Source organism: Microbacterium sp. (genome assembly GCF_049661145.1).
Lineage (GTDB): Bacteria > Actinomycetota > Actinomycetes > Actinomycetales > Microbacteriaceae > Microbacterium.
In genome coordinates, this window is sequence record NZ_JBASZT010000123.1 from 1 (window position 1) to 12,623 (window position 12,623).

The window sequence follows — 12,623 nt, forward strand, 5'->3', positions numbered from 1 at the left end:
GCTCTCGGGCGCCTACGCCTCAGCCGGCGAGCTGGATGCGCGCGCCCTCGGGGCGGGCGTCCGCATGCGGCACGGGCAGCGCGCGGTGGCGTTGTGTGTCAGGTCGCGCATGCGGCACGCAGGATCCGCGCGCACGCTCATCGCCGTGCGCACCGCTGCCCAGCGGCAGCTGGGGGCGGCGCTCGTCGCCGAGCACGACGGCGACGTGCTCGTGGGCGCCGTCGTGCCCGGTCGGGTGCACCGGCCTGCCGTCATTGCGTTCGCCGACGACTTGCGCCGCGAACTCGGCGCGGCCGCGGGCAGTGTGCTCGTGGCGGCGAGCTCGCCCGTCGACACGATCCCCGACCTCGTTGGGGCGCTGCCCGCTGCAATCCAGACGGCGGGGCTCGCGCTGCGTCTCGCGGCGGGCGCCGATGTGGTTTTCGCTCCGGATTTCGCGCTCTTCCAGATGCTCGTCTCGCTCGTCGACGACGTGGCGCTCGAGCGGTTCGTCAATGAGCAGCTCGGCCCGCTGCTCGAGTATGACGCGCGCACGGGCGCCGGCTTGGTTGTGACCCTCGACGCCTACCTCGGGTCGGGCCTGTCGAAGACGCGCACCGCCGACATTCTGGGCTTGCGCCGCCAATCGCTGTACGGACGGCTCGAGCGCATCTCGGCCCTGCTCGGCGGAGTAGATCTCGACAACCGCGACCGTCGCACCGCGCTCGACCTCGCGCTCGTGAGCTGGCGCCTGCGCGCCACCGGTGCGCGCCGCGCCTCCGGCACCCGCGCGTAGCTGCTCACAGCCGGCTCGCGCCCGCGAGGCGGGTTCAGGGGCGCTGGAAGGCGACGAGTCCGACGGTGTTGCCCTCGGAGGTGCGGATGAACGCCTGCCACTCACTCCAGCGGCCATCGGAAGGATGCCGCGGATGCCGCGGCATCCGCTCAGACGGCGAAGGCGCCGCGGTTGCTCGCGACCTTTCCGTCCTTGAACACGAGCAGGATGTTGTCGCGGTTCGCGAGCGAGTCGATGTCGTCGAGCGGGTTGCCCTTGACGACAACGGCGTCCGCGATCTTTCCGGCCTCGAGCGTGCCGAGGACCTTGTCGACATCGCACGTCCCCGATGTCGCTACCGTCGTCAACTCCCCGCAGTCAACGGTGGAACATCGAAGCCCAGCAGGCGCGCCTTCGGCCGACCGGGGCCGACCGGTCCCTCGGGCGTCCAGGGGTAGACGAGAGTGGTGACGGTGCAGTTGCCCAGCACCGGGAGCAGGTCACGGTAGCCGTCGGGATCGATGCCGGCGAACTCGCACACCAGCAACCGCAACAGGGTGGCGTGGGCGACCACCAGCACCCGCCCGTCGGGAATCTCCTGCGTCAGCTCGTCGAAGACGGGGAGGGCCCGCCGGATGCCGTCCCTGCCGCTCTCACCCTCCGGCAACGGCGAGGATGCCGGGGCTCGCCGGAAAGCGTCCCATTCCGCTGTATGCCGCTCGGCCAGCTCCTTCGGCGTGAGCCCTTCGCCCACGCCGAAGTCGATCTCGATCAGGCGCGGATCGATACGGACCTCGAGTCCGCTCGTCTCGGCTGCAGGTGCCGCCGACCGCGCTGCCCGCGACAGCGGCGAGGCGATGATGGTGTCGAGCCCGGCATCCGCCGCCCACGCGCCGAGCGCGGCAGCCTGGCCGAGGCCGTGCCGGGTGAGTGCGACATCCGATACCCCGGCGTAGCGATGATCGGCGTGCCAGACGGTCTCGCCGTGGCGAGCGAGGAAGAAGGTGGTCACGGCCCCGACGCTACCCGAGACGGCTGCTGTGCGCGGTGGGTTACGGGATGCCGAGACGCGTCGGCTCCCTTGCGCACCTGGCTTCATCGATCCCGTCCGGTGGGAGCGGTAGGTTCGAACTCGCCCCGGCAAGCCGTGAGGGGCAGGCGGGGGCGCGACGATGGCAGGCGAGACCGACGGGCGCCGTGCCCGTGGCAGATTGCGTCGGGAACTCATCCTGCGCACCGCCGTCGACGTGATCGACCGGCGTGGCGGGGGTGCGTTGACGCACCGGGCAGTCGCAGACAGCGGGGGAATCTCGCTGGCTTCGGTCACGTATCACTTTCCGAGCGCGCGACAGCTCTCGGCGGCGACCTACGAGTGGGCCGGACTGCGTCTGCTCGACTACATGGCGAACGCCGCCGACTGGGCGTCCGTGACGGTCGGGGCCTTCCCCGAGCTTGCGGGGCAGGTGGCCGCGGGGCTCGCACTGCAACGCCGTGGAGAGCTGATCACGGTGAACCACATGTCGTTGGCTTCGGCGGATGACGCGAATCTGCATGCGATGTCGCAGCAGTTCCGCGGGAGGAGCGCCGGGGTGTTCGATGCCTTCGTCGAACCGGGATCTTCGCCGATCCTCCTCGCCGCGGTGAACGGCCTGCTGGTGTACGCGTTGTCCGACCGAACGGTCCCGCAAGAGCGCATTGCGGCTGCCGTCTCGGCGCTCGTGCGGAAGTTCGCTCTTCCCGCCCCGCCCGCAGCGGGCGTGCAGTCCTCGAGAAACTCACCGCCCAGCGGTTGAAGCGCGGCGCTCGCCTAGACCCTGTGCGGCACACGAGCATCGGCAGAGATCAATGTTCATGTACATTTGTACTGATAGTACCCGGCGCTGCGACCACACCGAGAGTCGGGCCTCGAACCGCAATACCGTGGACGGCGAGAGCTGGCGACGCATGACAGACGAGTGCGATCACGAAGAGGACTCGACCACGCCTGCGCGCAGTCCGCGCCGATACCGGAGTGACCGGATGCTGGCACTCAGCGACGGTGTGTTCGCGTTCGCGATCACGCTGGTGCTAGACCTCGTCATGCCCGTCGCGACCACCCGCAACGTCTGGACCGACCTTCTTCACGGCTGGCCGCAGTTCCTCGCCTACGTGATCTCCTTCGCGACGATCGGCGCCGTGTGGCTGGCGCACACGGCGATCACGGACCACCTCGTTCGCACGGATTCGACATTCCTGCGGCTGAACCTGCTCGTCCTGCTCCTCGTCTCGTTCATGCCATACCCGACGAGATTCCTTTCGACGTTCATCGAGAGCGACCATCCCGAACAGGTCGCCGTGACGATCTACGGGATCACGGTGCTGCTGCTCGTGGGGTTGCTCTACCTGCTGTGGTGGTATGCCGACCGCGAGGGCCACTTCGACTCCGGCGCGGCTGAGGAAGAGCTCGGCGTCTTCACCCGCCGCATGGTGCCCGGCATCGCGACCTACGTCGTGTTGATCGTCGTTGCCTGGTTCCTCCCGCTGGTCGCGGTGTTCGGCTACGCCGCGATCGCGTGCTACTTCATCGTTCCGTTCCGCGCGCGCCTTGTGCGCCGCGTCGGAGCAACATCCACGAGCAGAAGGAGACCCAGATGGTTCACGAGATGACCGAGGCGCGCGAGGCGCGCGGCGAACGACTGAAGGAGCGCATCTACCTCGCGTTCGTCGCGCTCGCCGTTGTCCTCGCCGTCGGATCCCACTCGGAGTCACCGGCCGCAGCCCTGTTCACTCTCATCGTGACCGCGCTCGGCACGCTGCTGGCCGTGCTCGTCGCGGACGTGATCTCACATTTCGTCATCGCTGAGCGCGGCATGACGGGCGCCGAACTCCGCAAGGCGCTCTTCACGAGCTTCGGCGCGCTCACCGCGGTGATCGTTCCCGTGCTCGCCTTTCTCATCGCCCTCGCCGGGTGGTGGTCGATGGACACGGCCGTGTTCGTCGCCGCAACCGGTCTCATCGTCGCCCTGGTCGTGATCGGCTACACCGCGATCCGCCGCATCCCGCTGCCCTGGTGGCAGCGGGCGATCGCGCTCGGCCTGGAAGCCGTCCTCGGCCTCGCCGTCATCGGGCTCAAGGCACTCGCCCACGGCTGACGTCGCGACACCGGACGGCTTCGAGATGACAGCCAAGGCTGTCCGCCGCCAAACCGCCGGCAAACTTCTCGTCATGTTCGGCGCGGACGGCTCACGCGACACCACCAAGCGTCCCGCGATGGGACTGGCTGCGGCCCGCAACAGCGACATCGCGATCATCACCGACCATCACCCGCGGTACGAAAACCCGCAGACCATCCGCGACCACCTCTACCTCGGTTCAGCTCAGGCGCCTCCCGCGGGCGGCCTTTACAACATCACACCTCCCGAGGACGCTGTCACCAAGGCAGTCTCACTCGTGGGGGACGGGGATGCGATCTTGTGGTTCGGCCCCGGGCATCAAGACCATCGAGAGATCAACGGCGTGCGCTATCCGTACGACCCGCGAGGCCTGAGTTGCGAGGGCGAGAATCGGGATCGATCTCCTCAGACTCGCCCTCGTTCGACTCGTCGCAGGTCTGTGCCGATAGGCGTTTGGGGACCAGCTGGCGGCGACAGCGGCCGGAGCCTGACCCGGCTTCCCGGACGGTTGTTGTGTGTTGATCATGCGCGATTTCGGCGGCGGTGTGAAGGGTCTCGTAGGCGGCGGGGCTGAGGTTGCCGAGGCTGCTGTGCCGACGGCGAGGGTTGTAGAACCCTTCAACCCACTCGAACATTGCCGACGCGAGCTGCGTCCTCGAGTCCCAGGCCGTTCGATCCAGGAGCTCGCGTTGCATGTTGGACCAGAACGACTCGGTGATCCCTCGCCGGATCTGAGGCGCAACCCGCCGCAGACCAGGATCAACGCGCTGCTGTGCGCGGACGCGGACGCGGACTCTATCGTCTTCCGCCGGCAACAGAGAACGCTGAAGACGCTGCAGGCGTCCGATCAATTCAGCGTCCGATGCGTTAGGTCGGCGTGAGGTCGGGTTGCGGCTGACGCCGGGCGAGTACGCGGGTCATCGGGCCGGCGACGCCGGGCTTGAACGGGAGGATCTGGATCCGCACGGTGCTGAGGTGTCGGAGGAGGCAGCTGCGGTGGCGTTGGGAGCTGGCGATGAGTGCTTTCTCGAGCGTTGCGGGTCGTTTGTTTTGCGCGTTCTGAGGCATTCCGAACGCGGTCTCGACCGCCGCCTTGCCTCGTGACACGATCCCTTCCGCGACTGTGTGGAGGCGTTCGGTCGTGGAGCCGGCCATCACTGTGACGACGGCGGCTTCGAGCGGAAGAGTGGGCGGTTTCGAGCCAAGACCTCGGAGCTTTGGCATTCATGGTCAGTGGAGTTCCGCCAACGCATGGGCGTTGAAGTCGCAGACTTCCCCGAACCGACCGGATAGCACCTTGGCCGCCCACTCGGGATCCCCGAGTAGCGGTCGTCCGACGGCGATGAGGTCGAACTCGCCTTGTTGCATGCGCTCAACGGCACTTGTGGGTGCCGTTGCTTTGGCCCCCTGACCTTGGAACACGGAATGGAAGACTGCGCCGGTCATCCCCACCGAACCGACTGCAATCGTCGGCTTGCCCGTGATTCTCTTGGTCCATCCGGCGGTGGTCAGTGCCGACTCGGTAAAGAGAGGTTCCCACCAGCGACGTGTCGAGGCATGGAACAGGTCGATGTCGGTGTCTGCGATCGGGCGCAGGACACGCTCGAGTTCTTCCGGTGTTTTCGCGACCTGCGCCGCATAGTCGTGCATCTTCCATTGCGACCAACGGAAACTGACGATGAAGTCGGGCCCGGTCGATGCGCGGATGGCGTGGATGACATCGACAGCGAATCTGCTGGGCTCGTGGTACTCGTCGGTGCGCGTGTTTGTCCTGCCCCAGATGAATTGATCGATGAGGAAGCCGTGCGCACCGTGGACTTCCACTCCGTCGAAGCCCAGTTGCTCAGCGGTTCGCGCCGATTGCGCGAAGGCCGCGATGATCTCGTTGATATCGTCGCAACTCATCGCCTCACCGTAGGGGCGACCTTGCTGGTCGACACCGCTCGGTCCAAGAATCCGCGCAGTAGGGTCGAGCGACATCGCGGGATCGCGGTCGATGCCCGCATGCTCGATCTGCAGGAGTATCGGCGCACCTGCGGCATGAACGTCGCCGACGATGCGACCCCAGGACTCCTGTGCCTGCTGCCCGGCGATACTGGGAAGCAGAACGTGGTTCGATGCTGTGGGGTGGTCGATGAAGGTCGCACCGGTTATGAGAAGACCGACATTGTTCTCTGCCCTTCGCCTGTAGAAGGCACGGAGGTCCTCGTCGGGCGCACCTCCCTCGCAGTGCCCAACGCCCATCGGGGCCAGAACGATGCGGTTCGTGAGTTCGGTGGTTCGGATTCTCAAAGGACTGTTCAAGCCGGTCGTCATGCCCCAGCGCTCCGCGTGGTCTTGTGGAGGAGGACGCCGGCGATGGTGGCGATGGCGTATCCAACGACAGTCAGCCCGAACATGATCGGTGCCGCCGCAGCGGGACTCGCAGTCGTCGTCAGCAGGCCCGCGGCGATGGCGACGCCGACGAGCGATCCGAGCTGGCGGTTGACGTTCAGGACAGCACCAGCGAGTCCGGTGTCACGAGCCTCGATGCTGTTCATCATCACGGCGGTCATGGCTGGAGAGGCGATGCCCAGACCCAGGTGGGCGACTGCCAGGCAGACGGCCAGCCAGGGGTATGAGACATCCCGGATCGAGACGAGGGCGAGGGCAGCGACCGCGGTTGTCGCCGCGCTCATGCCAATGATGATGGCGCCGCGAGCGCCGAGCCGTCCGCTAAGGCGGGAGAAGGCGAGGTTCCCGATAACGAACACAACCATCATCGGTAGGAGTTGAAGGCCGGCGGTCAGCGGACCCGAGTCCAAGCCTTGCTGTAGAAGAATGGAGACAAGGAACACGCCGCCGAATAGGCCAACGTTCATGAATACCCCCACGACGTTCGCCAGCGAGAAGTCCCGGTTCCGTAGAATCCGACCCGGATAGACCTCTTCAGAACTGCGGCTCTGCCACCAGATAAAGCACACGAGGCCGACAATCGCCGCAGTGATTCCTGTGATCGTTACGGGCGCCCCCCATCCCACGTCGGGGCCTTGCATGAGCGCCACGGCGAAGCCCGCGATGGTGAGGGCGAACAGCAGATGCCCGGCCACAGGGATGCGGCGGGAGTGTGGCGGCAGGGCGGGGAGCACGGAGAGGGACATCCAGATCGCGGCGATCCCGATGGGCAGGTTGATCCAGAAGATCCACCGCCATCCAAGACCGGCAACGATGAACCCTCCGATCATCGGCCCGAGCGCAGCAGCTGCCGCGCCCATAGCCGCCCACAGTCCGATCATGCGTTGGCGGACGGCTGTATCTGGGTAAGCGGCCCCGAGCAGCACGAGCCCGGCGGGCTGGAAAAGCGCCGCTCCCACGCCTTGCACCACACGGGCTCCGATGAGCACCGGCGCCGTGGTTGCCAGGCCTGCGAGCACACTCGCGGCGGTGAACAGCACTAGCCCACACACGTACAAGCGTCGCGCGCCGAAGCGACCGGCCAGATCTCCCGCGAGCAGTAGCAGAGCCGCCACGGCGAGAACGAACCCGTTAACAATCCATGCGACCACAGTGGTAGGAGCGCGCAGATCAGCCCCGATCTGTGTGGTGGCGACGTTGACCACGGTTGCATCGAGATTTCCTACGAAGAAGCTGAGCCCTATCGCGAAGACCGGGGCTAGACGCACAGCTGTGGGCGAGGATGTCCGAGTGCTACTCATCTGCGTTCGCCTCTGACCGGGCCAGTTCGTCGCTCGTGTCCAGGGCGGCGAGGTCGGCGCGTGCCCGGTCGAGTGCCTCGTCGATGCTCATTACTTGTGACAGTCCGAGCGCGGAAACGATGCCTGATAACCGTGTTGGCAGGTCGCCGCCAATGACATGCACGGGGATGGACAGTTCGCGTAGCGTGTCGAGCAGAAGGTCGCTCGAGCGATGTCTGAACTCTTCCGAGACTGGCCGGTGTCCGTCCGCGACCAGGGGGAACTCGATGGGCAGGTGGATAAATACGTCATACCCCCGCTTGGCGTGTCTCTTGGCGATCGCCCCGATGGCGTCCATCGAAACCTCAAGTGCCTGCGCTTCCCCGGTTTCCCGTGATGGCACGCTCGTCGGGTCCTCGGGGTTGATGCCGACTTGCGCGCGCATCTTGCCGTACGACCATTCGTGCAGCGCCGATCCATCAGAGACGAACCCGTCGGGCAACTGACCTTCATGGCGGTACCTCTCAGAGAACCGGAGAATGCCGAGCTGGATCAGTTCCGGTACCCCGCAGTCTTCGAGTCTCTTGCCGGGGGCCACGTCTGGTAGGAGCTCGCGCATGGTCTTCGCGTGGGTTCTGGGGATGCCAGTGAGGTGCGAAAGCGCGTACGACGTCGTGGTCTTGCCTGTCGAGTACGTGCCGGAGATTGCTATTCTCATCCGTTCTGAGAACCTCTCGATGTGGGCAGCGCGTGAGCGAGGTTGTAACGGGCAGAGATGGGGCCAAAGTGTCCGGTGAAGTCCGTCACTCGCCATGTCTGGCTATTCATCGGCAACAGCCGCGTGCGGGAGATGCGCGCCTCAGCGTCGAACTCTGCTTCGTGGTACAGGTGAGGGCCCTGGGAAAACAGCTCAACGTGGCGCATCCACAAGTTGTCCGAGACCGATCTATCCATATGGTCGAGTGCATAGAGCATCATCTGGCTGACTTGGGCTTGGCCGAGGATGCAGTTCACGAAGGTTGGGCTTAGCGTGTACGAAGAGCCGATGTCGAGGTAGTCTCGGTCACTCGTTCTGGATACTGGTACATGGATCGTTGTCTCGTCGGTGAGCCAGCCGTTCCCGATCGTGACGAGGTCAGCTTTGAAGCCTTCCCCGTAATAGCGCTCGCTCTTACAGCCGAGCAGGTCGTCGACGCTTAGATAGGATTGACAGATCGTACGCGTTTCCGCGGCAGGAGCAACTATGTCCAGCTCCACACGGAGCGACCCCACTGTGAAGCGGTTTCGAAGCAGTCGGCTGCTAGAGAAGAGCGGATTGTCATATGCCCGGGACTCCACCACTTCTCCTGTGACATCGACCTCGTCAAGTTCCTCGACAGCCTTCGCTCCTGCACGGATGCCGACTCGCTGCAACCAGACCCATCGCCTCTCAGCGGGAGACAGGCCCATCGCGCTGACCAGCATCGCTTCCGCGAGTTGAGCCGCAGCCACAAGCGCATCAAGCGTCGATAGATGCGGGCGGCGGGTCTCCTGCCCCGCTTTCGAGGACCACGCCTCTGTGAGTATTCGCTCTTCTGAGGGCCACTGATATTGGGGTTCAGGGCCACTTGTTCGTCGATGCGATCGCGTCGTTGAGCGCCACCGATTATTCGGGTTCGGGGCCACTTTCTTAGGCTCCTTCTGCCGCGTGGCCAATCACGCGGCAGAAGGAGTGATTCGGATGGTACGCAAGATCAAGGCGAAGCTGGTGCTGAAGCTTCGCGCGGAGGGGCTCACGGGTCGGCAGATCGCCGCGCAGGGCATGTCCCGCACCAGTGTCGCGGCGGTCATCGAGGCCGCCGACCGGGAGGGCATCGGCTGGGACGAGGTCGCCGCGCTCGACGAGGCGGACGTGTATGCGCGGTTGTTCCCGGGGCGGGGTGAGCACGAGAGTGTTCACGCGCAGCCGGACTGGGATCGGGTCCATAAGGAGCTCGCGCGGGTCGGGGTGACGTTGAAGCTGCTGCATGGCGAGTACGTCGACGCCTGCCGCGCCACGGGCGAGACGGCGATGGGGTACGACAGGTTCTGCAAGTCGTATCAACGGCACCTGCTGGTGATCGGGGCGGTGTCGCGGGTCGGTCACAAGGCGGGGCAGACGGTCGAGGTCGACTGGTCCGGGAAGACGATGCAGCTCACCGACCCGGTGACCGGCGCCACGACGAGGGTCTACTTGTTCGTCGCGACGTTGTCGTTCTCGAGGTACTCGTTCGTTGAGCCGGCCCTGGATATGCGGCAGGACACCTGGTTGCGCGCGAACGCGGCGATGTTCGACTGGTTCGGCGGGTCCGTGCCGAGGATCGTTCCGGACAACCTGAAGACCGGGGTGATCAAGCACCCCGCCGAGGGCGAGGTCGTGCTCAACGACGCGTATCGGGAACTCGCGGCGCACTATTCGGCGGCGGTGCTGCCAGGCCGGCCTCGGAAGCCGAAGGACAAGGCGAGTGTTGAGGGCACGGTCGGCAACGTCGCGACCTCGGTGATCGCGGCGCTCCGTGACAGGCGGTTCTCGACACTCCCAGAGCTGCGGGCTGCCGTCTACGAGCGCGTCACTGCTTACAACGCGGAGCCGTTCCAGAAACGGGCCGGCTCCAGGCTCTCCGTGTTCGAGACAGAGGAGAAGCCGCTGCTTCGGCCACTCCCGGCCGTCGCGTTCGAGATCAGCCGATGGCTCTATGGCCGCAAGGTTCAGAAGAACGGGCATGTGGTGTTCGAGCGGAACTTCTACTCCGTCCCCTACGCGAACATCGGCCGGTCCGTCGACCTGCGCATCACCGACACGATGCTGGAGGTGTTCGCCGGGGATCATCGGCTCACCAGCCATCTCCTCGCCCCGGCCGGGGTGATCAACGAGTACCGGACGCACGACTCGGACCTGCCCGACGGGCCCCGATATCAGCAGATGGACCCTGAGCGAGCCAGGGAGTGGGCAGCTCGGATCGGGGAGAACACCACGACGATCGTGAACCGGATCTTCGAGTCCGTCCCGGTCGACGAGCAGGGGCTGGACGCGGCGCTGGCAGTGTTGCGGATGACCCGCCGCTACTCCGCCGCGCGGGTCGAAGCAGCTGCCGGGATCGCGCTCGAGTCCAGGGTGAGGTCGCCGCGGTATGCGCATCTGCGACCGATCCTGGACTCGAACCAGGACCAGACCGGCAGACGACAGCCGAGGTTCGAGCCGAGTGCTTGGGAGGAACCTGCCGGGTATGTCCGCGGCGCCGACTACTACGCGGGAGGCACCCGATGAGCCTGCTCGACGCGGAGACGAAACGGAAGCTGCGGGAGATGGGCGTCGCCTCGCTGGTCGACGCGATCGACGTCCAAGACGACACCCTCACCCTGGGGATGGTGTTCGAGGAGCGCATCAAGCTCGCCGTCGACGACGCCCACGCCGCGTTCACCCACTCCAAAGTCGAGGGCCTCATCCGGCGGGCGGGGCTCCGCTACCCGAACGCGGACCTGAGACGAGTCGACCTGCTCGAACAACGCGGCCTGGATCGCGGGGTGATCGCCCAACTCGGGACCTGCCAGTTCATCACCCGCCAGCAGAACGTCGTGTTCCAAGGCTTCACCGGCTCCGGGAAGTCCTACCTCGGGTCCGCGCTCGCGAAGCAGGCCTGTCAGCACCGCTACCGGGCGCACTACATCCGCATGCCCGACCTCGAAGAAACCTGGGCCGCCGCGAAAGACAAGCCCGCCGGTCGGGAGAAGTGGCTGCGGAAATACTCCACCTTCACGCTCCTCGTGATCGACGAATGGCTACTCGACCCGCCCACCGACGACGTCCGAACCATGCTGCTTGAGCTCCTCGAACGCCGCTACGACCAGGCCTCAACGGTGTTCTGCACCCAATACGCGAAGAAGGACTGGCACCAGCGCCTCGGCTCCGGAGTCCACGCCGACGCGATCATGGACCGCATCGTCCACAACACCCTCTGGATCGAAACCGGCGACGTCAACATGCGCGAACACACCGCCGCGGCCGGCTGACTCCAGGCCGGTGAGCGTCGCTCCTGCGGGGGGTGGCGCTCACCGGCAATACCCGTGGCCCCGAGAGTGAATATCTCCTGGCCCTGAAACGCAATAATCAGTGGCCCTCAAGACTCCAAATACTCACTCTGGATAGCTCAAACCCAGCACCGCCGTCACTTGAGGGTTGGACTCTGGGGACTGGCTGACCTTCACTCGGGACAAGCTCTGCTGCACAGCACGGAAGCCCTCCGCGAAGTACCGCTGGTCCGCGTCTCCCAGCAGCTCCGACACCAGCACGCGCTGAACACCGATCATGCCGCTCACCTACTTCACATCATGCAGCTATTCCGATGGTTGGGTACTAGCATATCATCCAACCATCGGAATGAGACGTGAATCTCATAGTCTGATGGCGATTGGCTCTGTTACAGTTGGGGTATGCTTGAACTTCGTGACACAACGTCCGTGCTCCGAGGGCTACTCTTCACCGTCGCCGACGAGGTTCGCGATGAGGTCAAGGCCGTAGTCCAGAGGCAGTCCCTGACGGCGTCTCAGGCAAGCGCCCTGGTGGCGCTTGAAGAGCCGATGACGATGCGCGCGCTGGCGGAGCGTGCTCGCTGCGATCCCAGCAGCGTCACCTACATCGTCGACAAGCTTGAAGAGGTGGGTCTCGTGGAACGGACTCCACACCCGACCGACCGGCGGTCGAAGGTGATCGTCGCAACCGAGGAGGGCGTACGCGCCCGCGCCTCGATCGTCACTGAGTTCGCACACGCCTCAGTGCTCAGCAGGCTCGACCAAGCTGAGCTGGATCAGCTTCAGTCACTCCTCGCAAAACTAGCAGCCTAGTAGTACTTGGTTAGGTTGGTCCGGCGCGTTGGCAGTAGGGGCAGCAGCTGAGGAGGCGGATGACCGCGGTTTGGAGTTCGCGGAGGATGCCGTAGAAGCTCAGGCTGCCCCGTGGGCTTTTGGGTCGGCGGTCAGGCGCTGGATGGTGATGAACAGGTGCGCTGCCGTCACGAGCGTCGTGTG

15 protein-coding genes and 1 pseudogene are annotated in these 12,623 nt (G+C 65.4%); 8 read left to right on the forward strand and 8 right to left on the reverse strand.

The annotated features are described in order from the left end of the window. A partial coding sequence (locus WBP48_RS05490; RefSeq protein WP_424437264.1) for a PucR family transcriptional regulator occupies nt 1-775 on the forward strand: 775 nt, incomplete at its 5' end. Between the two features lie 149 nt (nt 776-924). Here the strand turns inward: WBP48_RS05490 and WBP48_RS05495 are convergent. Together WBP48_RS05495 and WBP48_RS05500 are read right to left on the reverse strand one after the other, a co-directional pair. Then, nucleotides 925-1,122, reverse strand: coding sequence for an amidohydrolase family protein (locus WBP48_RS05495; RefSeq protein ID WP_424437267.1), 198 nt, complete (start codon nt 1,120-1,122; stop codon nt 925-927). After that, entirely contained in the window at nt 1,119-1,766 is a 648-nt protein-coding gene (locus WBP48_RS05500) for a histidine phosphatase family protein (protein WP_424437270.1), read from the reverse strand. The genes WBP48_RS05495 and WBP48_RS05500 overlap by 4 nt, the downstream gene beginning before the upstream one ends. Nucleotides 1,767-1,926: 160 nt before the next feature. Here WBP48_RS05500 and WBP48_RS05505 point away from each other — a divergent pair, with 160 nt between their 5' ends. The 4 genes and pseudogenes from WBP48_RS05505 to WBP48_RS05520 form a co-directional block, all read left to right on the forward strand. Next, a complete protein-coding gene (locus WBP48_RS05505) occupies nt 1,927-2,547 on the forward strand; it encodes a TetR/AcrR family transcriptional regulator (RefSeq protein WP_424437273.1) in 621 nt (206 codons plus the stop codon). Between the two features lie 226 nt (nt 2,548-2,773). Beyond that, nucleotides 2,774-3,400: a TMEM175 family protein gene (locus tag WBP48_RS05510; protein ID WP_424437276.1), complete on the forward strand. Its 627-nt coding sequence runs from the start codon at nt 2,774-2,776 to the stop codon at nt 3,398-3,400. Continuing rightward, nucleotides 3,385-3,885 carry a hypothetical protein gene (locus WBP48_RS05515; RefSeq protein ID WP_424437279.1) on the forward strand — a complete coding sequence of 167 codons (501 nt, stop codon included), beginning with the start codon at nt 3,385-3,387 and terminating at the stop codon, nt 3,883-3,885. The genes WBP48_RS05510 and WBP48_RS05515 overlap by 16 nt, the downstream gene beginning before the upstream one ends. A gap of 16 nt (nt 3,886-3,901) precedes the next feature. Next, nucleotides 3,902-4,207 (forward strand): annotated as a pseudogene (locus WBP48_RS05520) (glutamate ligase domain-containing protein); the annotation flags it as partial. 34 nt (nt 4,208-4,241) lie between these two features. Here WBP48_RS05520 and WBP48_RS05525 read toward each other — a convergent pair. The 5 genes from WBP48_RS05525 to WBP48_RS05545 form a co-directional block, all read right to left on the reverse strand. Then, on the reverse strand, nt 4,242-4,757 hold the full coding sequence (locus WBP48_RS05525) for an integrase core domain-containing protein (RefSeq protein WP_424437282.1): 516 nt from the start codon (nt 4,755-4,757) through the stop codon (nt 4,242-4,244). A gap of 379 nt (nt 4,758-5,136) precedes the next feature. Beyond that, nucleotides 5,137-6,222 carry a 12-oxophytodienoate reductase gene (locus WBP48_RS05530; protein WP_424437285.1) on the reverse strand — a complete coding sequence of 362 codons (1,086 nt, stop codon included), beginning with the start codon at nt 6,220-6,222 and terminating at the stop codon, nt 5,137-5,139. Continuing rightward, on the reverse strand, nt 6,219-7,601 hold the full coding sequence (locus WBP48_RS05535; RefSeq protein WP_424437287.1) for an MFS transporter: 1,383 nt from the start codon (nt 7,599-7,601) through the stop codon (nt 6,219-6,221). The genes WBP48_RS05530 and WBP48_RS05535 overlap by 4 nt, the downstream gene beginning before the upstream one ends. Next, complete coding sequence (locus tag WBP48_RS05540; protein ID WP_424437290.1) at nt 7,594-8,298, reverse strand: ATP-binding protein; 705 nt, start codon at nt 8,296-8,298, stop codon at nt 7,594-7,596. Before WBP48_RS05540 ends, WBP48_RS05535 begins: the two co-directional genes overlap by 8 nt. Continuing rightward, nucleotides 8,295-9,245, reverse strand: coding sequence for an AvrD family protein (locus tag WBP48_RS05545; protein ID WP_424437293.1), 951 nt, complete (start codon nt 9,243-9,245; stop codon nt 8,295-8,297). Before WBP48_RS05545 ends, WBP48_RS05540 begins: the two co-directional genes overlap by 4 nt. Nucleotides 9,246-9,300: 55 nt before the next feature. On the opposite strand from WBP48_RS05545, the gene istA reads away from it, so the two are divergent. Then, nucleotides 9,301-10,866: an IS21 family transposase gene (gene istA, locus WBP48_RS05550; protein WP_424437296.1), complete on the forward strand. Its 1,566-nt coding sequence runs from the start codon at nt 9,301-9,303 to the stop codon at nt 10,864-10,866. After that, complete coding sequence (locus tag WBP48_RS05555; protein WP_424437299.1) at nt 10,863-11,609, forward strand: ATP-binding protein; 747 nt, start codon at nt 10,863-10,865, stop codon at nt 11,607-11,609. Before istA ends, WBP48_RS05555 begins: the two co-directional genes overlap by 4 nt. Nucleotides 11,610-11,732: 123 nt before the next feature. Here WBP48_RS05555 and WBP48_RS05560 read toward each other — a convergent pair whose 3' ends face one another. After that, nucleotides 11,733-11,906: an AvrD family protein gene (locus tag WBP48_RS05560; protein ID WP_424437302.1), complete on the reverse strand. Its 174-nt coding sequence runs from the start codon at nt 11,904-11,906 to the stop codon at nt 11,733-11,735. Nucleotides 11,907-12,029: 123 nt separating this feature from the next. On the opposite strand from WBP48_RS05560, the gene WBP48_RS05565 reads away from it, so the two are divergent. After that, complete coding sequence (locus tag WBP48_RS05565; protein ID WP_424437305.1) at nt 12,030-12,440, forward strand: MarR family winged helix-turn-helix transcriptional regulator; 411 nt, start codon at nt 12,030-12,032, stop codon at nt 12,438-12,440. The last annotated feature ends 183 nt before the right edge of the window (nt 12,441-12,623 follow it).